Below are 21,150 nucleotides of genomic sequence, written 5' to 3'. Positions count from 1 at the left end.
GCCCCCCACCGACCCGGCACCCCTCCCCCACCACACCTGGCGCCCCCGCGAGCGCACCCCCCACTGGCACCGGGCCTAGCCCGGCCGGGCTGTCGCCCGGCGGAGCCCTTCGGGTCGGCCGGGGCCGCCCTCGGCCTTCGAGGAGGGGCCCGCAGTGCATGCGATCGCCCGGCGGTGGAACGTCCGCGTCCTGGGCCGTAGTCGGGTGTTCCGCCAAAACAGCACGGGCGCCTCCCGCCCCAAGGCCGGGGGTGCGTGCCAGGCGGCCCGGTCTCGGGGAGCTCCGCCGGGCCCGGGCCCAAGCCGGCCCGGTCCCCGCGAGCCGGGGCGCCCGCGCCGAGGTGCGGCTCCGCCGGGCTCGCACGACGCGGGCGAGGAGGGGAGGAGGCGTGTCCTCGGTCTGCCGCCTGCAACTGTCGGCGGCGGATGCCCGGCACCCGGGGTGTCCTTCCGGCGGAGCCGGGGGTCAGCGGGGGGTGGTGTCGCCGCGGAAGGCGGCGACGAAGCGGCGGGCGGCCAGCAGGGCCGCCGCGTAGCCGACGAGGATCACCGTGAGGAGGGCGTAGAACGGCCCCGGCAGCAGGCGCAGCCCCAGCGACGCGCCCAGCGGGGTCGCCGGGAGCAGGACGCCGACGAGGACCAGGCCGAGGTTCGCGGCCCGGACGGGCCACGCCGCGCGGGACCATGCCCGCGAGCGCCGCGCGGACGTGCGCAGAAGATGGACGGTGACGGCCTGGGTGATGAGGTTCTCGGTGAACCACCCGGAGTGGAACAGCACCTCCGCGTGCGCGGCGCCCAGGCCCGCCGACAGGGAGCGCAGGACCGCGAAGGTGGCCATGTCCGCGCAGGCGTTGACGACGCCGAAGAAGAGCGCGTAGCGCGCCAGGTGGGCGCGGGTGAGCCGGCGCGGCGCGGTCGTCGCGCCGCCGTCCGGCAGGGGGCTGTCGTAGGCGAGCGCGAGCTGCGCGACGTCGAAGCAGAGGTTCTGGGCCAGCACCTGGGCGGGCAGCATCGGCAGGAACGGCACGGCCGCGCCCGCGGCCAGCATCGCGAGGACGTTCCCCAGGTTGGAGGCGAGCGTGATCCGCAGGTAGTTGCCGACGTTGGCGACGGCCGTGCGCGCCGCGCGGAGCACGCCCGCGAGGTGGCGCAGCGCGTCCGCGCCGAGGACCAGGTCGGCGGTGCGGCGCGGGCCGGGGTCCAGCGCCGCGGGCGAGCTGACGCCGATGTCGGCGGCGTGCAGCGCGGGCACGTCGTTGAGGCCGTCGCCGAGGAACCCGACGGTGTGGCCGGAGGCCTGCAGCGCACGCACCAGACGTGCCTTCTGCGCGGGCGCGAACAGGGCGAAGATGGTCGTCCGTTCGGCCGTGCGGCGCAGCTCCGCGTCGTCCATGGCGTCGACCTGCGGGCCGAGCAGCGGAGTGCCGGGGTCGAGCCCCGCCGCACGGCAGACGTGCGCGGCGGCTCCGGCCCGGTCGCCGGTGACGATCTTCACCGTCAGGCCGGCCGCGGCCAGCTCGAAGAGGGCGCCGACGGCGTCCGGCTCGGTCGCGTCGGCAAGGCAGACCAGGCCCAGCAGAGTCAACCCGTGGGGGTCCTCCGCGCGGCGTCGGGCGGCGCGCGGAGGGGGGCCGGGCGCGGGGACGTCGGTCTCGGCGGTCGCGACGGCCAGCACCCGCAGCCCCTGCGCGGCGCGGGCGTCCGCGAGGGCGACGACCGCGTCCCGTCGTTCCGGGGTCAGCGGGCGTTCGCGGCCCTCGACGCGCTCGTCGGAGCAGCGGGCGAGGACGTCCTCGACGGCCCCGGTGACGGCGACCGTCCGCGCGACGAGCCCGACCGGCCCGCGCACCACGGCGACGGCGATGCGCCGGCTCGGCTCGAACGGGACCGCGAGCACGCCCGTCAGCCGGTCGGCGAAGTCCGGATACGCCTCCCAGGCGGCGTCGAGCAGGGCCTCGTCGACGGAGTCGACCAGCGGCGGGTCGCCGAGATCGGTGCAGACCAGGCTGGTGACGGCGGCCCAGTGCGCGGGCGCGGGGTCCGGGGCGCCCTCGGGGTCGAGGCTGCCGTCGAGGGTGAGCCGGTCGCGGGTGAGGGTTCCGGTCTTGTCCGTGCACAGCACGCCGAGAGTGCCGAGGTCGTGCACCGCGGTGAGCCGCCGGGCGTAGACGCCGCCGCGCCGCAGCAGGTCCGACTGGCGGGCGAGTGCGGCGGTCACCACCAGGAGCAGCATCTCGGGCGTCAGGCCGACGGCCACGGCGGCCGCGTACGGGAGGACCTCCCAGGTGTGCCCCTCGGCCGCCGCCCCGACCAGCAGGCCGGCCGCGCCGGAGAGAAGGGTCAGGCGCAGCAGCAGTCCGGAGACGGCGCGCGCGGTGCGGTCGAACGCGGTCCGGCGCGGCGACGGCCCGTCGCCCCGCGCGGGCTCGCCCGGCGTCCGGGGAAGAGCCGTCGGCGCGGGCCGTCCGGCCAGATGGGTGTCCGCACCGGTGGCGATGACGACGCCGGTCCCGGTGCCGTGCACGACGGTGCACCCGCGCAGGCAGAGCCGCTCGTTGTCCGGTGTGTGCGGCGCGGGCGCGGCGGCCGTCGACGCCCCGGCGGCGTGCTTGACCACGGGCAGGCTGACGCCGGTCAGCGCCGACTGGTCGAGCGTGAGCCCGCTGGAGCGCACCAGCACGAGGTCCGCGGGCACACGGTCGCCCGGGGCGAGACGGACGAGATCGCCCGGGACGAACTGATCGAACGGAAGCTCCCGGGCGTGGGCCCGGTCCTGCCCGCCGTCCGCGGTGGCGCGGCGGCGCAGGACCGTCGCGGTCCCCTCGGCGAGCCCGCGCAGCGCGGCGGCGTCCTGCTCCGCGCGCCGCTCGCCGACCAGCCGCAACGCCACGCCCGCGACCACGAGCACGGACAGCACGGCCGCGCTGCGGAACGCGCCGGAGAGGCAGGTGACCACGATGAGCAGGCAGAGCGTCGCAGCGTAGGGATCGCGCGCCTGGGCGGCGACACGCCGGGCGAAGGAGGGGGGCACCGGCGCGGGCAGGATGTTCTCGCCGTGCTCGACCAGGCGCAGCTCGGCCTGCCGTTCGTCGAGTCCGCCGAGGCCGGTCTCGAGCGCGCGCAGCACCTGCAGGTCGCTCTTCCCGGCCAGCTGCGTCAGTGATGCCTCCTTGCCACGCTCCTGTCGAGGCAAGGCTATCCGCCCTCGCGCCGTGGGAGAGCACCAGCGGCGGTGGTGGACGGTGTGAAGGTCCTGAGGGAATCGAGGGACGGAGGCGACGCACGGCCTGCCAGCCCGCCTGCAAGCCCGCCTGCCCCGGGGCCTACGGGAGGAACACGACGCGGTCCGCGAGCTCCTCGGCGACGTCGCGCGGCAGGTCCGCCCAGACCTCCAGCTCGGCCACGCTGCCGAACCCGCCGCGCTCGCCGCGCGCGGCGACGATCCGGTCGGCGTACTCCGGCGTCATCCCCGGCAGCCCGGCCAGGACCGGGGCGGGCACGTGGTTGACGTCGGCGAGCCCGCCGTCGTCGTACTGGTGGGACAGGTCCGGCCGGCCGATGCCCAGCTCGCGGGCGAGCCCGGGATCGCGTTCGACGAGCTCACGGGCCTGGGCGCGACGGCTGCGCCGGTCGAGTGCGGCGCTTACGGCCGGGTCCTGGGCAGAGGGTCCGATCAGCCTGGGGCGCAGCGCGAAGGTGGTCGCCAGTCCCCCGCCGACCAGCACGGTGACGATCAGCGCCCCGGCCGCGGAGTTCTGCGCGCTGTCGGCCGGCGCCTGCGCCAGCCACAACGAGACGACGGTCGCCACGGCGTCGACGGCGGCGAGCGCGGCCACCGCCCGCGAGCGCAGTCGCCAGGCGGCCCAGCCGACCACGGCGGCGGTCCCCATGCCCACCGTGAACAGCGGCAGCAACGCCCAGAACACGCTCCCGGCGGAACTCATCCGCCCGCCCGGGCGCACGTTTTGACCCATTTCACCCGATTCAGACACGCTATTCACCGTAGATCGGCTCGCCCACCCCGGCACCCTCACCCACCGCGATCGGCCGCACGGCCGAAAGGTGGGAGCCCCGGGCCTACTGCGATGTCGGCGGACCGGCCTAACGTGGCCGATGTGAGCGACTACGACGACGGCCCCGAGGAGCCGGAGGAGGGCGGAGAGCCCGCGTGCTGGCTGCATCGGCTCTGCCCGCAGTGCGACGCGGTGCAGGACGAGGCGCGCCCGGCGCGCTGCCGGCGGTGCGGCGCGCCCTTGGGCGGCGAGGCGGACGCCCCCGACCTACGCTGAGCCCATGGCCCGGCTCAACGACCAGGTCCAGGCGCTGCTCGAGGAGTACGCCGACCTGCTGACCATCACCGGCGGCGACGCGTTCCGGGCCCGCGCCTACGAGAAGTCCGCGCGCGCCATCGGCGGCTGGCCCGCCGACCTCGCCGCCATGGACCCGAAGGACATCCTGGAGATCCCCGGCGTCGGCAAGTCGACGGTCGGCAAGATCGACGAGGTGCGCCGCACCGGCACCCTCGAGGCCGTCGAGAAGTTGCGCCAGAAGATCCCGCCCGGGGTCCGCGCGATGATGAAGGTGCCTGGCGTGGGGCCCAAACGGGCGCTGGCCCTGCACCAGGACCTGGGCGTCTCGGACGTGGACGAGCTGCGCGCCGCCGCGCAAGCCGGGCGGCTGCACGACCTGGCCGGCTTCGGCGGCCGCACGGAGGAGAACATCCTGCACGGCCTGGACGTGCTGCACGCTGCGGCCGGGCGCGCCGACCTCGGCACCGCCGCCTCCGTCGCCGAGGAGGTGACGGCCGCGCTCAGCGCGGTCCCCGGCTGTCTGCGCTGCACCTGGGCCGGATCGCTGCGCCGACTGCGCGAGACCGTCGGCGACCTGGACGTACTCGTCGCGGCCCACGACTCGGCGCCGCTGATGGACGCCTTCGTCGCCCTGCCCGCCGTGGCGGACGTGATCGTCCAGGGCTCGACCAAGGCCTCCGTGCGCACGGCCGCCGGCCTGCAGGTGGACCTGCGCGTGGTCGCCCCGGAGGCGTGGGGCGCGGCGCTGGTCTACTTCACCGGCTCCAAGGCGCACAACATCAAGCTGCGCACGATGGCGGTGCGGGCCGGGCTGAAGCTCTCCGAGTACGGCCTCTTCGACCACGAGACCGGCGCGAACGTCGCCTCCGCGACCGAGGAGGAGGTCTACGCCGCGCTCGGGCTGCCCTGGATCCCACCGACGCTGCGGGAGGACCGCGGCGAGGTGGAGGCCGCGGCGGCGGGCGAGCTACCGACCCTCGTCACCGAGCGCGACCTGCGCGGCGACCTGCACACGCACACCGATCTCACCGACGGCGTCGCCTCGCTGGAGGACATGCTCGCCACCGCGAAGGCCCGCGGCTACGCGTACTACGCCGTCACCGACCACGCTCCCGACCTGGTCATGCAGCGCATGACGGACGAGAAGACGCTGGCCCAGCGGGCCCGTCTGCGCGAACTCGCCGACACGCGCGCGTACGGCCGGATGCGGCTGCTCCACGGCACCGAGCTGAACATCGCGCCCGACGGCTCGGTGGACTGGCCCGCGGAGTTCCTCGCCGGGTTCGACGTCTGCGTGGCCTCCGTCCACTCCCACTTCGGCGCGGACCGCGCCACGCAGACGCGCCGCCTGATCCGCGCCTGCGAGAACCCGCACGTCCACATCATCGGACACCCGAGCGCCCGCCGGGTCGGCCGCCGGGCGCCCATCGACGTCGACTGGCCCGCGGTCTTCGCGGCGGCGGCGCGGACCGGCACGGCCCTGGAGATCAACGCCGCGCCGGGGCGGATGGACCTCAACGACGAACACGTCCGCGCGGCCCGCGCGGCGGGCGTCCGCTTCTCGATCGACAGCGACGCGCACTCCACGCCGCAACTGGACAACCCCCGCTTCGGCGTGGGCACGGCCCAGCGGGCGTGGTTGGGCACCGAGGACGTCATCAACACCTGGCCCTGGCAGAAGCTGAAGCGCTTCCTCACCAAACCCGCCACCCGGGAGAGTTAGCGTCGGGTCCCGGCAGACCCGCGCCGACGGGCTTGGGAGATGCCCACCGCGCAGCCGAGGCCGATGCCGAGCCGAGCCGCAGCGGCCCGGCAGCCTTGAGCAGCGGCCCGGCAGCCTTGAAGGCGCACCCCACCGCTCCGCTCCGGCCCCCGTCCTGGAGGGCCGGCCCCGCCCGAAGCCGCCCGGCGGGCATCGCCGAGCCGCGCAGCCGGGGCGAAGGCCGAGACGGGACGGTTCGGCCGCCTCGAAGAGCGTTCCGGGCGGCGCGGGGTCCGCGTCAGCGGCCGACCCAGCCCGAGGTCATCTTCTGGACGGCCGCGCCGTCCAGGTCGGAGAGCTTGGTGGAGACGAAGGCGCGCGCGGTATCGCTGGTCTGGAGGCGGAACGGGGGCTCCGCCGCGTTCAGGGCGTCGACGATCGTGGCGGCCGCGTCCGCCGAGGTCTGCGCGGCGGCGAACGCGCCGCGCGTGCGGGCGACGTAGGCCTCGAGAGCGGGGCCGTAGGGGCCTGCCGCGGCCACCATCGCCGGGATGTCCAGCTCCTGGCTGGAGACGAACTCGCTCGCCACCGCGCCCGGCTCGACGACCGTGACCTTCACGCCCACCGAGGCGGCGACCGGCGCCAGCGACTCCAGGAAGCCCTCCGCCGCGAACTTCGCCGCGCAGTAGGCCTCGTTGAACGGCTGGCCGACGATGCCGCCGACGCTGGTGACCGTCACGACGCGGCCGCCCGTCGCGCGCAGGTGCGGCATCGCCGCGCCCGTCACCTCGACGACGCCGAAGAAGTTGACCTCCATCGCGGAGCGGAACAGCTCCGTGCCGCCCTGCTCGACCGTGCCGACGACGCCCGCGCCCGCGTTGTTGACCAGCGCGTCGAGGCGGCCGTGGGCGGCGAGCACCTCCTCCAGGCAGGAGGCGACGGACTCCTTGTCGGTGACGTCGAGGCGGCGCACCTCCACCCGGTCGGCGACCCCGGCCGCCTCCGCGGCGGCGGTGAGCGGGCCGGCCTTGGCGGTGTCGCGCATGGTGGCGACGACGTGCCAGCCGGCCTGCGCCGCCGCGACGGCCGCGGCGCGGCCGATCCCGGTGGACGTGCCGGTGATGAGGACGATGCGAGTGGATCCGTCGGCAACCATGCCAAACTCCGTTTCTGTGCGTGCGCACACACTCTACGACTTCCGTGCACACGCACGCAACCCGATAAGCTGTCGTTATGACCCGCGCCGAGCCGACCATGGGTGAACTCTCCGCCCGCGACCACGCCTTCTACGGTCTCATCTGGGCCGGCACCACGCTGGCCGCCCACGTCGACCGGGCGCTGATGCGCGCGCACGAGCTGCCGCTCTCCTGGTTCGAGGTGATGCTCTGGCTCAACGGGCAGACGGCGCCGGTGCCCGCCTCCGCGCTGGGCGCGAAGACGCTGCTCAGCCGGCCGCAGGTGTCGCGCGTCGTGGACGCGCTGCAGGCGCGCGGGCTGGTCGCCCGCACGCCCGCGCCGCACGACGCGCGCTCGGTGGAGATCACGCTGACCCCCGAGGGCCGCGCCGCCTTCGCCGAGGCGAACGCGACCCGTCGGGCGGCTCTCGCCGACGTCTTCGACCAGCGCCTCGACGACGCGGACATCGACGCCCTCGAAACCGTCTGGGCCAAGCTCAAGGCCTGACGGGCCTCAGCCGATCGGGCGCAGACCCCGCTCGCGCAGCTGCTCGTCGTAGAGGCTGTCCGGCAGCACGGCCTTGCCGCCGCTGACCACCTGGCCGTTCGAGCCGGAGAGCAGCGGGCCTGTGCAGCCGAAGGCCCAGTTGTTCGCGGTCGGCGGCGCCTGGACCTCGTAGCCGCCGGTGGTGATGCAGTTCCACGCGGTGCTGTTGGCGTCCGACCAGCCGTGGCCGGTGCCGCGGCTGCCGTTGTTCACCAGCAGCAGCGTCCCGGCGACGGTGACCTGGTCGTAGAGCGTGCCGCTGCCCCAGCGCTGGTGGCCGCCCGCGTCGTACGACGTCTGCGTCAGCCTGGCGGTGCAGCGCGAGTAGACGTCGGGCCCGGACTGGTGCGCCTCGGTGGTGAAGGCGTGGATCTTGGACGCCGTCACCAGGCAGTCCTGGATCAGGTTCTGCTGGCCTTCGAGGGTGTACCCGTCGGAACGGGCCGAGGTGGCGTTGTTGACCAGCATGTCGAGCGTGGCCGTGTGCAGCACGCTGATTCGGCGGCTCTGCGAGCCCAGGCCGGTGACTCCGTCCTGGCCGAAGTGCTCACCGGTCACGTCCTGCACCCAGGAGTCCTGGACCGCGCCGAAAGAGGACAGGCTCGCGCCGTAGAAGTCCTTGGCGTAGTTCGGGTCGGCGGCCATGGCGCGGCCGTCGGCGCTCAGGTCCTCGATGCCGACGTGGTCGATCCGCGGAAAGGTGTAGCGGTAGACGGTGGCCTGCGTGTACTTCGCCTCCAGCGCGGTCGTCAGCGGCGCGTCCAGGGTGAGCCGGTGACCGCTGATCCCCGTGATCCGGCGCTCGGAGTAGAGGCTCCAGTTCGGCGACCAGATCTGCCGCATGCCGAGCGCGTCGATCCACGCCTGGGTGGTCGGCCGCTGGACGACGACCTCGGCGCCCGCCTGTAGGCCCGCGGTGCTCGCGACGTCGAGCGAGGTCGCACCGACGGGCACGTAGGAGTCGGTGACCTTGGCCGGGGCGCCGACGACCGCGTAACGGGAGGACCCGCCAACGGTGATCAGGATGCGGGCGGTCGCGCCGTGCGCGACCAGGCGGGTGCCGCCCGCGCCCTCGCCGGAGCCGCGCAGGACCACGCCCGAGGCGTCGATGTGCAGGGCGCTGTCGATCCGGTAGCTGCCCGGCGCGAGCAGCACCGCGCCGCGCAGGCCGTCCACGCCGACCGGGAGCTTGGAGACGGCGTCGATCGCCGCCTGGATGCGCGTGGTGTCGTCCCCGCCGCTGGGCGCGCCGACGCGCTGCCTGACCGCGGCCACGGGCAGCGGGACGCCGCCGCCCTCGTAGCCCGCGGACGAGTAGTCGGGCACGCGGTTGCCCTGCGCGTCGTGTCCGTAGACCAGCTTGCCGCCGGTCCAGGAGATCCAGTTCGTCTTGCTCGGGGTATTCGGGGTAGCCGCCGTGGCGGAGGAGTTCGTCCCGGCGGCGCCGGTGACCGAGGCGCCGGCGGTCGCGGTCGCGTAGACGCCGGCCCCGACGACGAGCGGGGCGACCGAAGCGAGAAGGAGGGCGCGCCGCTTGCGGCGCTTATGGCTGATGCTCACGGGACGTCATCATGACAACCGGGCGTCAATCTCGTAAAGCTCACTTACCTGATTCTGTCCCGTCGTCCACACACCGTTCGCCCCTGTGTCCCCGCTGCGATTCCCGTGCGGTTCCGCTGCGATTCCGCTCCCGGGTTCATAGGTTCTCCGGCTCGGGGCGCGCTTCGTACGTGTGCTCGGGCAAGATGGACGCTCGGACCAGGGAAAGCGGATGCGCCGCGATCGGCCCGGGGTGATCATGGATTGAGTTCTTGCCGATCGGGGGACGAGGGGAGAACGTGGGCGCGGAGGCCCCGAAGCGGGACGCCGCCGCGGCAGCCATCGACGCGGCGGCCGTAGCCATGACCGGGGAGGGAACGCTGTCGTCCCGCGTGCTGGACGCGCTGCCGGTCGGCGTCGCGCTGCTCGACGCCGAACTGCGCTGGCAGTATGCCAACGACGCCTTCCTGCGCCTCACCGACCTCCCGGCCGAGGCGACCTCCGGCAGACCCCTCGGCGCCTCGGCGCCCACCTCGGCGAGCCCCGCAGCGCCCGTCTCCGCCGGCCTCGCACCGGACGACACGGCCGCGACGGCCCACGCCGCCGCTCTGGTCCTGGCCGACGGCGAGACCCGCGAGCTGGTGACCGGCCCCGCCCACGATGCGATCCGCATGCGCCTCCAGCGCATCACGCCGGAGGCGGGCCCGCCCGCTTCCGCCCCGGGCACCGGATCTTCGGCCCGCGCCGAGCCCCCGCCCGAGGCGGGAGCCGGGCCAGGTGGGGCGATGGTGCTCGTGGTGGCGCTGCTGGACGCCGCGGCGGCGCAGCAGCCCGGCCAGGACGGGGTGCCGGGGGCCGTCGAGGCGGTCGAGGACGTCGCGGCCGTCGAGGTCGTGGCAGGGGCGCAGGACGCGCCCCAGACGGCGGGGCAGCCGAGCGACGGCGAGGCGCTGGCGCAGCGGCGGCTCGCGACGCTGACCGCCGCGGGCGAGCTCATCGGCACCACCCTCGACACCGACACCACCTGCGCCGAGCTGGCGCGTTTCACCGTGCCGGGCCTCGCGGACCTGACCACGGTCGACATCCTGCCGCCCGGCGTGCCCGAGCATCGGCTCGGCATGCCGCTGGGAACCCTGCGGCTGCTCCGTGCGGCGGTGGCCGCCAGGCCCGAGCTGCACCAGCAGCTCGCCACGCTGGCCCACCCCGGCGAGTCGGTGCGGCACCGCGAGGGCTCCCTGGTGGCCCGCAGTCTCGTCGCCGGCAAACCGCTGCTGCTGGACCTCGCCGCGATCGACGAGGGAGCCGAGGGCGCGGCAGCCATCTCCGACCCGGCCACGATGGAGGTCTACCGGGCGGCGGGGATCGCGTCCGTGCTGGCCGTCCCGCTCGCCGCCCGGGGACACCTCGTGGGGGCACTGACCCTGGCCAGAGCCCCGCAGACCTCGGGCGAGGGGTACTCGGACGAGGACATCGCGCTGATCGAGGACCTGGCCGGCCGGGCCGCCCTCAGCATCGACAACGCCCGCCGCTACATGCGCTCCCAGGGCATCGCCCTGGAGCTCCAGCGCGCGCTGCTGGCCGAGCCCGCCAACCCGCACCCGAACATGGAGATCGCCTGCCGCTACCTGCCCTCGGGCAGCAGCTCGGTCGTGGGCGGCGACTGGTACGAGAGCGTGCGTCTGCCCTTCGGCCGGACGCTGCTGGTGATCGGCGACGTCATGGGCCACGGCGTCGAGGCGGCGGTCGACATGAGCACCTACCGCTCGATGCTGCGCTACGTCGCGGCCATGGACCTCCCGCCGCACCGCATCCTGCGGCAGCTCGACGCGATGATCTCCGAGAACGACGCCGCCCGTCCCGCCACCTGCCTGCTCGCGCTGGTCGACCCGTCCCGCGACCGGGTCACCTTCGCCAGCGCGGGCCATCTGCCGCCCGCGCTCGTCAGCCCGGACGGCGTCACCGAGCTCGTGCCGGTCCCCAGTGGCCCCCCGCTCGGTACGGGGGTCGGCGGCTACCAGCAACTGGTCCTTGGGCTCACGCCCGGCGCCGTGCTGCTGCTCTACACCGACGGCCTGGTCGAGCGCCGCCACGAGGACATCGACGTCTCCCTGGAGCGGCTGGCCGCGCTCCCGCTGCCCGCCGCGGGCGATCTGGACGACCTGCTCGACGCCGCGCTCCACAGCTCCACGCCCAGTGAGGCCGAGGACGACATCGCCGTCCTGGCCGCCCGGGTCCGCCCGCGCCCGTCCTGACCGTCCTGCTGCTGACCGGCCTGCTCCTGACCGGCCTGCCCTCCTGACCGGAAAATCTTGGAACTTCTCTCGGCCGGAGTGTCGATCCGGGCGGTCCCCGTTCGTAGTGGTGGTATCGGCCCGGCAGGACGCCGGACCGGAAAACCGCCGAACGCACGCACCACCGAACCCAACGAGGAGTTCGCCATGAGCGCCACGAAGATGTACCTGCTCTCCGTCCACATGGTCGAGGGTCAGGAGCCGCCGTCCGAGGAGACCATGCAGACCATGTACGCGGATGTGGACCGCTTCAACCAGAAGCTCCAGGCCGACGGCGCCTGGGTCTTCGCAGGCGGCCTGCTCCCGGCCGACGTCGCCACCGTCGTGCGCACCCAGCCGGACGGCAAGGTGATCACCACGGACGGGCCCTTCGCCGAGACCAAGGAGCACCTGGGCGGCTTCTGGGTGGTCAGGGCAGCCGACCTCGACGCCGCGCTCGCGCTCGCCGCGGCGGGCAGCAAGGCCTGCCAGGGCCCGGTCGAGGTACGGCCCTTCCAGGACATGCCGGAGCAGTAGGGCCGACGTCTCCGACACCATGGACCGCATGGACTCCATGGACCGCGTGGACGGTGTGGACGATCCGTCCCGAGATGACGAGCGGCGCGCCGCCCGCCGGGAGACCGAGCAGGTCTTCCGGGAGGAGTACGGCCGCTGCGTGGCCGCCCTGATCCGCTTCCTCGGCGACATCGACCTCGCCGAGGAAGCGGTGCAGGAGGCCTTCACCGTCGCCCTCGAGCAGTGGCCGCTGCGCGGCCTGCCGCCCAAGCCCGGCGCGTGGATCACCACAACGGCGCGCAACCGCGCCGTCGACCGGCTGCGCCGCGAGGCGTCCCGGCACGACCGGCACCGCCAGGCGCAGCGACTGCTCGACGCGACGACGGCCACCCCGGAGGAACGAGCGGCGGAGGAGGGGCCCGTGTCCGACGACCGGCTGCGGCTGCTGTTCACCTGCTGCCACCCCGCGCTCGCGCCCGCCGCACAGGTGGCGCTGACGCTGCGTCTGCTCGGCGGCCTGGAGACCGCCGAGATCGCCCGGGCCTTTCTGGTGCCGGAGGCGACCATGGCCCAGCGCCTGGTGCGCGCCAAGCGCAAGATCAAGGAGGCCGGGATCCCCTACCGGGTCCCGCGCGAGGCCGAGCTGCCGGACCGGCTGAAGGGCGTGCTCGACACCGTCTACCTGGTCTTCAACGAGGGTTGGACCGCGTCGGCGGGCGAAACGCTGGTCCGTGAGGACCTGTGCGCCGAGGCGCTGCGCCTGGCCCGCGTGCTGGTGGAGTTGATGCCGGACGAGCCGGAGGCGGTCGGGCTGCTCGCCCTGCTGTTGCTGACGCACGCACGCCGTGCGGCGCGGCTGCGCGCCGACGGCACGCTGGTGCTCCTCACCGACCAGGACCGCGCGCTGTGGGACCGGGCGGAGATCACCGAGGGCCAGGCCCTCGTCCGTGCCTGCCTGCGGCGGGGCTCGCCCGGCCCGTACCAGATCCAGGCGGCCGTCAACGCGGCGCACAGCGACGACTCGCTGGACGAGCGACAGCGATGGGAGCAGGTCCTCGCCCTGTACGACCTCCAGCTCCGCCTGGCGCCGACGCCGGTCGTCGCGCTCAACCGCGCGGTCGCGCTCGCCGAGGTCTCCGGCCCGGAGGCGGGACTGGCCGCGATCGACGCCCTGCGTGAGCCGCTGTCCGCGTACCAGCCCCTGCACGCCGCCCGCGCGGATCTGCTGCGCCGCCTGGCGCGCGACGCGGAGGCCGCGTCGGAGTACCGCGCGGCGCTGGAGCTGACCGCGAACGAGACGGAACGAACCTTCCTGGAGGGCCGGTTGGCCGAGCTGGGATGACCACGGTGCGCTGACGCCGCCGCTGACTTCACCCGGACGAGTGGTACCAAATGTCTCGTACATGCCCAGTTGATCTGGAATGGTGGAAACCGCCCAAAGTTCGCAGTACGGTCATCACCATCGAGAAAGGGCGCAGATGGCGCGCGTCGCAGGAAAGTTCGGCAAGCTCGGACCTCAGTTCCCGGTCGGCCTCAAGCAGTTCACCGCCTACGCGACGGCCCCGCTGCCCGCGCCGCCCGCCGCCGTCGACTGGGCGACGAAGGTCGACGACTGGCCGATGGACGGCAACGACCAGTACGGCGACTGCACGATGGCCGCGGCGGCGCACCTGATCCAGTCGTGGAACGCGCAGACCGCCCAGGCCGATCCGGTGCCCACCGAGCAGCAGGTGGTGGACGAGTACTTCCACCTCTCCGGCGGCAAGGACACCGGTCTCGTCGAGTCGCAGGTGCTGGCCGCCTGGCAGAAGAAGGGCCTGTGGGGCAACCGGATCGTCGCCTACGCACCCGTCAACGTCCACGCGCAGACGGCGATCAAGCAGACCATCTCCCTCTTCGGCGGCGTCTACGCGGGCATCCAGGTCCCGGCGAACGCGCAGACCCAGTTCCAGGGCGGCCGGCCCTGGACGCTGGAGGGCAACTGGCAGTCGGAACCGATCGTGGGCGGCCACGCCGTCCCGCTGCTCGGCTACGACCCGGACTGGCTGTACGTCGTCACCTGGGGCGCGGTGCAGCAGGTCGCCTGGGACTGGTGGCAGACCTACGGCGACGAGGCCTGGGCGGTGCTGGCGCAGGAGTACCACGAGGCCGGCACGGTCAACGGCATCGACATGGCCACCCTGACGGCGGACCTCAAGCAGATCTGAACCCGGCTCGCTGCCGGGACGCTTCCGAGTCGTCCCGGCCGGGGGTGAGGGCCGCCGGGCCTCACCGCCGGCCGGGCACGGTGGCGACCGCCGTCCGCTCCCTGGCTGATCGTCAGATCCTGTGGCGTCGTGAGGGCGCGGGCCGGTCGTCCGATCGGCTTCCGGCACCTCTATGATCGCCACCGATCACCTTCGATCGCCCGAAGCCCGGCACCCAGTGGAGCATCCGTGGACACCCCGCCGCCGAACATAGCCCGCGTGTACGACTATCTCCTCGGCGGCAAGGACAACTACGCCTCCGACCGGGCCCTGGGCGAGCGGATCGCCGTCGCGCTTCCGCAGGTTCACCTCGGCGTGCAGGCGCAGCGCGCCGTGCTGCGCCGCGTCGTCGACCACCTGGTCCGCGAGGTCGGCCTGCGGCAGCTGATCGACATCGGCTCCGGCCTGCCCACCGCAGAGAACGTCCACCAGGTCGCCCAGCGCATCGCACCGGACACCCACGTCGTCTACGTCGACAACGACCGCGCCGTCCTCGCCCACGCCAGAGCCCTGCTCGCCGACAACAAGCAGACCGTCGTCACCGACGGCGACCTGCGCCACCCCGCCGAGCTCCTCGCCGACCCGGTCCTGCGCGCCCACATCGACTTCGACCAGCCCGTGGGCCTGCTCCTGTGCGGCATCCTGCACTACATCCTCGACGACGAGGACCCCTACCGCCTCGTCCGCACCCTGATCGACCAACTGCCCTCCGGCAGCTACGTCTTCGTCCACCACCTGATCACCGCCGGCCCCGAGGTCGACGGCGACACCGCCGAAGCCGAAGCCGCCCTGCGCCAGGGCGTCGGCCGCGGCCAGTTCCGCACCCTCGACGAGGTCGCCGCCTTCCTCGACGGCCTCGAGCTCGTCGACCCCGGCGTCGTCATCGTCCCCGAGTGGCGCCCCGACACCGACGACCCCTCCCCCGCCGCCCACCCCGTCCTCCGCCTCGCCGCCGTCGGCGTCGCCCGCAAACCCTGAAGCGTTGAGCACCGGCCACCGCACAGGCAGGCGCGGCATCGGTTCTGCGACGGTCACACCCCTCTGACGAGGCAACTGCTCTCGGCGTTTGGCACAAGCTGATCTCGGCAAGCGGGCGCACGAGCCGTCGTGCGGGCCGGCTGGCCCCTCAGCGTCGGGTGTCGACGACGCGAGGATCCGGTGCCCGCCCGGCGGTCCAGCGGAGCGTCCGCCAGAGCCTCTTCGGCGCCCGTGTGATGCCGTGACGTTCGGTTTCACCGCGACACGTCACCTGCTTGCATTGGGTCGACGCAACAGGCGTGCAAGATATGGACTTCCTCCCGAAAGTCATCTTTGCCTGTATGCAATTCATGGATCCTCCGAAATCATGCGCCGTATGACGCGCAGACTTGCAGAGGTAGCCAAGAAGGTGGGGGTCAGCGAGGCCACAGTGAGCCGGGTGCTCAACGGCCGGCCGGGGGTTTCGGACGTCACCCGGCAGGCCGTGCTGACCGCGGTCGACGTTCTCGGCTACGAGCGCCCCACTCAGCTTCGGGGTGTGCGGGCTCGGCTGGTCGGGCTCGTCGTTCCGGAGCTGCAGAACCCCATTTTCCCGGCGCTGGCCGAAGGCGTGGGTGGGGCGCTGGTGCAGCTCGGCTTCACGCCGGTGCTCTGCACCCGGACCGCGGGCGGACTGACCGAGGCGGAGTACGTCACGATGCTGCTGGACCAGCAGGTCTCCGGGGTGGTGTTCTGTGGTGGCCTGACGGTGGACGAGTACGGGCAGCTGCTCGGCCGTGGAGTCCCCGTCGTGCTGCTCAACGCCGCGGTGGACTTCGCGGCCCTGCCGCCCGCCCTGGTGACGGACCCCCTGCACGGTGCCAAGCTCGGTTTCCCGCAGGTGTCGACCGATGACCAGGCCGCGGTCGAGCAGGCTTTCGGGCATGTGTGGGCGCTCGGGCACCGCAGGATCGGCCTACTGGTCGGGCCCGCCGAGCACATGCCGTCACGGCGTAAGGCGCAGGCGTTCGCGCGGCTGTGCGCACGGACCGGAACGGACGACCGGGGGCGGGTGGGGCACGCCCTCTTCTCCTTCGAGGGCGGTCAGGCCGCTGCGGGCGAGCTGCTGGCCGCCGGCGCGACCGCGCTGATCTGCGGGAGCGACATCCTGGCCCTGGGCGCGGTGCGGGCGGCCCGGCGTCGGGGGCTGGACGTGCCGCAGGACGTCTCCATCATCGGCTACGACGACTCGGCCTTCATGAACTACACCGACCCGCCGCTGACGACACTGCGGCAGCCGATCGACGCCATGGCCCGCGCCGCGGTGCAGCTGCTGGTCAATCAGATCGACGGTGGTGCACCGACGCCGAAGGAGCTGCTTCACGAGCCCGAACTGGTCGTCCGCGGCTCCACCGCCCCGGCGCCGCCGGCAAGCGGTCGACCGCTCGACCGTGCCCTCGTGGCCCGGGTCTGACACCGTCCCGGGCCACGCCCGGGCTCAGCCGTGGAGCCACACCGTCGTGTCCGGCGGCACGAGGGCGCCGTCCGCGCCCAGAGGGCCGCTGGCCAGCACGAGCGCGTGCGCCTGCGGCACCGGGACGTCGGCGTCCGAGAGGTTGACCAGGCAGCGGAACGAGTCCCCGCGCCGGAAGTCGAGAACCTCGGGCCCGGTGGCTTGCGTCCAGGCGAAGTCCGGCGTGTGCAACGCCGGTTCGGCCCGGCGGGTGCGCAGGGCGGTGCGGTAGAGAGTCAGCATCGAGCCCGCGGCGTCCTGTTGGACCTCGGCTGCCAGTGACGCCCACGCCTGCGGCTGCGGCAGCCAGGGGGCCGCCGTGGACTCGGTGGGGCTGAAGCCGAACGGCGGGGCCACTCCGGACCAGGGCAGCGGGACGCGGCAGCCGTCCCTGCCCAGGTCGGCACCGGCACTGCGGAAGAAGAACGGGTCCTGGCGGGCGGCGTCCGGGAGGTCGGTGACCTCCCACAGGCCGAGCTCCTCTCCCTGGTAGAGGTAGCAGGAGCCGGGCAGGGCGAGGTTGAGCAGCAGGGCGGCGCGGGCGCGGCGGGTGCCGAGGGCGAGGTCGGTGGGCGCACCGTGCTGGGCTGGGCTGCGCCCCATGGCGCTGTCGGCGCGGCCGTAGCGGGTCACGTGACGCGTGACATCGTGGTTGGACAGCACCCAGGTCGCCGGCGCGCCGACGGGCGCGTGGGCCGCCAGGGTGCCGTCGATGACGCCGCGCAGGCGCTCCGCGTCCCAGGGGCAGTTGAGGTAGTCGAAGTTGAAGGCACAGTGCATCTCGTCGGCGCGCAGGTAGGCGGCGAGCCGTTCGGGGTCGGCCAGCCAGACCTCACCGATGAGCGCCTTGGGCTCCGGGTAGGAGTCGGCGACCTTGCGCCAGTGCCGGTAGATCTCGTGCACCTCGTCGCGGTCGACGAAGGGGTGCGGCTGCGGCGGGGTCGCCTTGGTGTGGTGGGGGCCGAAGGCGGGCAGTGCGGGGTCCTTGGCGGGCATGGTGGCCGAGTCGATGCGGACGCCGTCGACGCCGCGGTCGAACCAGAAGCGGAGCACCGCCTCGTGTTCTTCGGCGACCTCGGGGTTGTTCCAGTTGAGGTCGGGCTGTTCGGCGGCGAACAAGTGGAGGTACCACTCGCCGTCGGGCAGGCGGGTCCAGGCGGGGCCGCCGAACTCCGACGTCCAGTCATTCGGGGGCAGTTCGCCGTCCGCGCCCCGCCCGGGACGGAACCAGAACCGCTCGCGGGCGGCCGAGCCGGGCTGCGACGCCCGCGCTTCCTCGAACCAGGCGTGACGGTCGGAGACGTGGTTGGGCACGACGTCGACGATGATCCGCAGGCCGAGCGCGTGAGCTTCGGCAATGAGCTGTTCGGCGTCCTCGAGGGTGCCGAAGGCGGGGTCGATGCGGCGGTAGTCGGCCACGTCGTAGCCGCCGTCCGCGAGCGGGGAGGCGTACCAGGGGTTGAACCAGAGTGCGTCGACGCCCAGGTCTGCCAGGTAGGGCAGCTTGGCTCGCACGCCGGCGAGGTCGCCGATGCCGTCGCCGTCGGCGTCGGCGAAGGAGCGGACGTAGACCTGGTAGATCACCGCGTCCTGCCACCAGGGCGCGGCCCCGTGAGCAGCCTCGTCAGATGTGCGTGTACGGACCGTCATGGATGGGTGCTCCTTGCGCAGTTGTCGATGGGTGGGCGCCCGGGAGCGCGGGGTCAGGTCCGCGCTCCCGGACACCGGATCACGGGAGGGTCAGTCGAAGATCTCAAACTCGGACAGCTGGGCGGCGGGCCAGCCGGTGTTGCCGGCGACGACGACCTGGAGATAGCGCTCGTTCGTGCCGACGGGCAGCGTCAGCGTGACGGTGTCGGCGCTCGCCGGGTCGAAGACGTGGTCGGCGGCGGGTACGAGTGTGGTCCAGGTGCTGCCGTCCGTGGAGCCGAGGACGGCGAGCGTCTGGGTGCGGGCTCCCCAGTTGGGCGGCAGGGTCAGCACGACGCTGCGCTCCTGCTGGGCGGTGCCGAGGTCGGCGGTGAGGGACTGCGGGAAGGCGGAGCCGTCCTGGCTCTCCCAGTAGGAGCCGCTGTTGTCGTCGTTCGCGTTGGTGGCGGGGAAGCCCGGCAGAGCGCTGCTGGCGGTGAGGGTGGCGCCGAGGGCGAGGTTGCTGGGCGGGGCGACGCCGCCGTCGCCCCCGAGCGGGTCGGTACTGCCGACCAACTGGACGGCGGTGGGCTTTCCGCCGCCGGTGGCCTGGAGCGTGAGTGCGCCCCGGGTGAGGCCGTCGTGCTGCGGGGTGAAGGTGACGTCGAGGACGCACCAGGTGGCCGGGTCGGTCGGGTCGGCCGCGTCGAGCGTGGCGCCGCAGGGGTGAGCCGGGTCCGGCGCGACGGAGAACCCGGGGCTCGCTGTGACCTGGCCGAGCGTGGCGGAGGTCGCGCCGGTGTTCGCCACGACGACCTTCTGCGCCGGGGTGGCCTGCCCGGTGGTGGCGGCCTCGAAGGTGGTGCTGCCGGGGTAGGCCCACAGCGCCGAGCGGGCGGGCATTCCGCAGACCGGGGCGTGCTTCCAGCCGGAGTCGCCGCCCGCGTCCTTCAGCGCGAAGCCCGCGCCGCAACTGAAGACGCCCGCGATCCCGACACCGTCCGCGTGCAGGCCGGAGACGGTCACCGCGCCTGGTGCCTGGTCCTGGAAGACGTAGGAGCCGACACCGCTGACGCGGTTGTCGTCGATCGTCACGTTGGTGACGGCGTTGCCGCCGCTCGGCGGGGTGGTCACGGCGGCGCCGGTGTAGGCGGCCGAGTTCTGGAACATGAACGCGGAGTACGGGCTGTCGACGATGTCGTTGCCGCGGATCTCGACGGGTGCGGTCATGGAACCCTGCTGCGGGTCGAACCAGATCGCGCCGACGCCGTAGTCCCAGCCCGGGTCCCACTGGCCGGTGCGCACCAGGGTGTTGCCGGTGACGGCCAGCGGTCCGCTCATCGGGACGGAGCCGAAACGCTGCCCGATGCCGATGCCGCCGCCTCGGGTGACGGTGTCCTGGAGCAGGTTGCCGGCGATGACGTCGTCTGCGCCCGCGCCGTAGACGCCGATGTTGTTGGCCAGGCCGGGTGAGTCGACGGTGTTGCGGACGAGGGCGTCCGCGGTGTCGCCGTAGTTCTCCGACCACAGGGCGAGGCCGTCGTCCTGGGTGTTGCGCAGGAAGTTCTGGGTGATCAGGGCGTGGGTGACGGGGCCGTCGGCGGCGTTGAGGTTGACCCCGTCGGCGGTGGTGTCCTGGATGCGCAGGTGGTCGAGCGTCAGGTTCGTGCTGGGTCCGATGATCCAGGCGCCTACCTTCTCGTTCTGGATCCACACGTGGGAGATCCTCGAGTCGCTGAAGCCGCCGTTGAAGCCGGTGTCGGCGCTGTTGCTGTCGTCGCGGACGTCGACGTTGCCGAAGATCGCCAGGTCGGAGATGTCCACGTGGCTGCTGGGCGGGTTCTGTTTTCCCGCGAAGGAGACGTTGTGGCCGGTCAGGACGGTGTACCACTCCCCCGCTCCGGCGATGGTCACCTGGTCGACGTTCAGCGGGGCGCTGAGGGTGTAGGTGCCGGCCGGCAGGTAGAGGCCGCGGCCGGCGGCGGAGGCGGCGTCGACGGCGTGCTGGAGTGCGGCGGTGGTGTCGGTCGCGCCGGTGGCGTCGACGCCGTAGGCGGTGGCGTCGAGGTAGCCGTCGGGCTTGGCGGCCGGGGCTGGCGCCTGTTCGAAGTCGGCGGTGTTGACGACGTACCAGGGCGCGTTGTCGCCCGCGTCGACCTGGAGCTTGACGACCGTCCCGGCGGGCAGCGTGCGACCGAAGCGGTAGCGGACGTCGTTGTAGAAGTCGTGCGGCACCTGGCCGTCGGGCTTGCCCACCGACGGGTTGTTGCTGAACGGGTAGGTGCCGTAGAGCCAGCTGAACTGGGAGGTCAACGTGAGGGCGGCCTCGGCCCTGCCGTCGACGTAGAGCTCCAGCGGGGCGTTGATGCCGCCGCCGTGGAGCGAGTCCGGCAGGGCGTAGTGGAAGTCGACAGCGTTGGCCGGGCGGGTGAGGGTGAAGCTCACATACCGTCCCCGGCCGACGAGTTGGACGGCGGTGCGGCCCGTCGCCTCGCTGGCGAGGCTGCCGTAGCGGTAGTCAGGACCGAGCACGGCGCCGTTGGTACGGGCGTGCGGACTGGTGGCGGCGTTGTCCTCGGTGAACGAGACGTCAGCACCCGCCGGTTGGCGAGGAATCGGCGTGTCGGCGTGGGCGGGGCCGGTGGGCAGCGCGATCAGCGGGGCGGCCAGCAGGAGCGCGGCCAGCGCGGGCAGGTCGGTTCTGCGCCGCGGACGCGCGGCGCTGCGGGGGGTCATGGATGCGGCT

Annotated in this window: 15 protein-coding genes; 9 read left to right on the top strand and 6 right to left on the bottom strand. The window is 73.5% G+C overall.

Going from position 1 to position 21,150, the window contains the following annotated elements; genetic code table 11:
• Positions 1-466: 466 nt before the first annotated feature.
• Positions 467-3,193 carry an HAD-IC family P-type ATPase gene (locus tag TR48_RS17665; protein ID WP_052442746.1) on the bottom strand — a complete coding sequence of 909 codons (2,727 nt, stop codon included), beginning with the start codon at positions 3,191-3,193 and terminating at the stop codon, positions 467-469.
• Positions 3,194-3,323: 130 nt separating this feature from the next.
• Positions 3,324-3,944, bottom strand: a complete 621-nt coding sequence (locus tag TR48_RS17660) for a ComEA family DNA-binding protein (RefSeq protein WP_152628022.1) — start codon at positions 3,942-3,944, stop codon at positions 3,324-3,326.
• 171 nt (positions 3,945-4,115) lie between these two features.
• On the opposite strand from TR48_RS17660, the gene TR48_RS17655 reads away from it, so the two are divergent.
• Together TR48_RS17655 and polX are read left to right on the top strand one after the other, a co-directional pair.
• On the top strand, positions 4,116-4,289 hold the full coding sequence (locus tag TR48_RS17655; RefSeq protein ID WP_236652198.1) for a hypothetical protein: 174 nt from the start codon (positions 4,116-4,118) through the stop codon (positions 4,287-4,289).
• A gap of 4 nt (positions 4,290-4,293) precedes the next feature.
• Complete coding sequence (gene polX, locus TR48_RS17650) at positions 4,294-6,033, top strand: DNA polymerase/3'-5' exonuclease PolX (RefSeq protein WP_042368229.1); 1,740 nt, start codon at positions 4,294-4,296, stop codon at positions 6,031-6,033.
• Between the two features lie 277 nt (positions 6,034-6,310).
• On the opposite strand, the gene TR48_RS17645 is transcribed toward polX, so the two are convergent.
• Entirely contained in the window at positions 6,311-7,168 is an 858-nt protein-coding gene (locus TR48_RS17645) for an SDR family NAD(P)-dependent oxidoreductase (protein ID WP_042368227.1), read from the bottom strand.
• A gap of 77 nt (positions 7,169-7,245) precedes the next feature.
• Here TR48_RS17645 and TR48_RS17640 point away from each other — a divergent pair, with 77 nt between their 5' ends.
• Positions 7,246-7,695, top strand: coding sequence for a MarR family winged helix-turn-helix transcriptional regulator (locus TR48_RS17640; protein ID WP_042368225.1), 450 nt, complete (start codon positions 7,246-7,248; stop codon positions 7,693-7,695).
• 6 nt (positions 7,696-7,701) lie between these two features.
• Here TR48_RS17640 and TR48_RS43340 read toward each other — a convergent pair whose 3' ends face one another.
• Positions 7,702-9,294, bottom strand: coding sequence for a peptidoglycan-binding protein (locus TR48_RS43340; protein WP_052442743.1), 1,593 nt, complete (start codon positions 9,292-9,294; stop codon positions 7,702-7,704).
• Positions 9,295-9,545: 251 nt separating this feature from the next.
• On the opposite strand from TR48_RS43340, the gene TR48_RS17630 reads away from it, so the two are divergent.
• The 6 genes from TR48_RS17630 (at position 9,546) to TR48_RS17605 (ending at position 16,736) form a co-directional block, all read left to right on the top strand.
• Positions 9,546-11,525, top strand: a complete 1,980-nt coding sequence (locus TR48_RS17630; RefSeq protein ID WP_161789851.1) for a SpoIIE family protein phosphatase — start codon at positions 9,546-9,548, stop codon at positions 11,523-11,525.
• Between the two features lie 186 nt (positions 11,526-11,711).
• Complete coding sequence (locus TR48_RS17625) at positions 11,712-12,080, top strand: YciI family protein (RefSeq protein ID WP_042368223.1); 369 nt, start codon at positions 11,712-11,714, stop codon at positions 12,078-12,080.
• A gap of 28 nt (positions 12,081-12,108) precedes the next feature.
• Entirely contained in the window at positions 12,109-13,401 is a 1,293-nt protein-coding gene (locus tag TR48_RS17620; RefSeq protein ID WP_236652197.1) for an RNA polymerase sigma factor, read from the top strand.
• 136 nt (positions 13,402-13,537) lie between these two features.
• On the top strand, positions 13,538-14,266 hold the full coding sequence (locus TR48_RS17615) for a hypothetical protein (RefSeq protein WP_042368221.1): 729 nt from the start codon (positions 13,538-13,540) through the stop codon (positions 14,264-14,266).
• A gap of 228 nt (positions 14,267-14,494) precedes the next feature.
• Positions 14,495-15,283 carry an SAM-dependent methyltransferase gene (locus tag TR48_RS17610; RefSeq protein ID WP_268873580.1) on the top strand — a complete coding sequence of 263 codons (789 nt, stop codon included), beginning with the start codon at positions 14,495-14,497 and terminating at the stop codon, positions 15,281-15,283.
• Positions 15,284-15,659: 376 nt separating this feature from the next.
• On the top strand, positions 15,660-16,736 hold the full coding sequence (locus tag TR48_RS17605) for a LacI family DNA-binding transcriptional regulator (protein ID WP_042368219.1): 1,077 nt from the start codon (positions 15,660-15,662) through the stop codon (positions 16,734-16,736).
• A 24-nt stretch (positions 16,737-16,760) separates the two neighbouring features.
• Here TR48_RS17605 and TR48_RS17600 read toward each other — a convergent pair whose 3' ends face one another.
• Together TR48_RS17600 and TR48_RS17595 are read right to left on the bottom strand one after the other, a co-directional pair.
• Complete coding sequence (locus TR48_RS17600; protein ID WP_042368217.1) at positions 16,761-18,425, bottom strand: glycoside hydrolase family 13 protein; 1,665 nt, start codon at positions 18,423-18,425, stop codon at positions 16,761-16,763.
• A 90-nt stretch (positions 18,426-18,515) separates the two neighbouring features.
• Positions 18,516-21,140: a discoidin domain-containing protein gene (locus TR48_RS17595; RefSeq protein WP_042368216.1), complete on the bottom strand. Its 2,625-nt coding sequence runs from the start codon at positions 21,138-21,140 to the stop codon at positions 18,516-18,518.
• Positions 21,141-21,150: the final 10 nt, after the last annotated feature.

The sequence above is a fragment of the Streptacidiphilus neutrinimicus genome (assembly GCF_000787815.1).
Taxonomy (GTDB): Bacteria; Actinomycetota; Actinomycetes; order Streptomycetales; family Streptomycetaceae; genus Streptacidiphilus; species Streptacidiphilus neutrinimicus.
This window is presented reverse-complemented; position numbering and strand designations above follow the sequence as displayed.

Excerpts from the sequence above, each read along its gene's own strand:
- TR48_RS17660 (WP_152628022.1), bottom strand. The coding sequence starts at position 3,944 with ATGAGTTCCGCCGGGAGCGTGTTCTGGGCGTTGCTGCCGCTGTTCACG.
- polX (WP_042368229.1), top strand. The coding sequence starts at position 4,294 with ATGGCCCGGCTCAACGACCAGGTCCAGGCGCTGCTCGAGGAGTACGCC.
- TR48_RS17645 (WP_042368227.1), bottom strand. The coding sequence starts at position 7,168 with ATGGTTGCCGACGGATCCACTCGCATCGTCCTCATCACCGGCACGTCC.
- TR48_RS17640 (WP_042368225.1), top strand. The coding sequence starts at position 7,246 with ATGACCCGCGCCGAGCCGACCATGGGTGAACTCTCCGCCCGCGACCAC.
- TR48_RS17625 (WP_042368223.1), top strand. The coding sequence starts at position 11,712 with ATGAGCGCCACGAAGATGTACCTGCTCTCCGTCCACATGGTCGAGGGT.
- TR48_RS17620 (WP_236652197.1), top strand. The coding sequence starts at position 12,109 with ATGGACTCCATGGACCGCGTGGACGGTGTGGACGATCCGTCCCGAGAT.
- TR48_RS17615 (WP_042368221.1), top strand. The coding sequence starts at position 13,538 with ATGGCGCGCGTCGCAGGAAAGTTCGGCAAGCTCGGACCTCAGTTCCCG.
- TR48_RS17605 (WP_042368219.1), top strand. The coding sequence starts at position 15,660 with ATGACGCGCAGACTTGCAGAGGTAGCCAAGAAGGTGGGGGTCAGCGAG.
- TR48_RS17600 (WP_042368217.1), bottom strand. The coding sequence starts at position 18,425 with ATGACGGTCCGTACACGCACATCTGACGAGGCTGCTCACGGGGCCGCG.
- TR48_RS17595 (WP_042368216.1), bottom strand. The coding sequence starts at position 21,140 with ATGACCCCCCGCAGCGCCGCGCGTCCGCGGCGCAGAACCGACCTGCCC.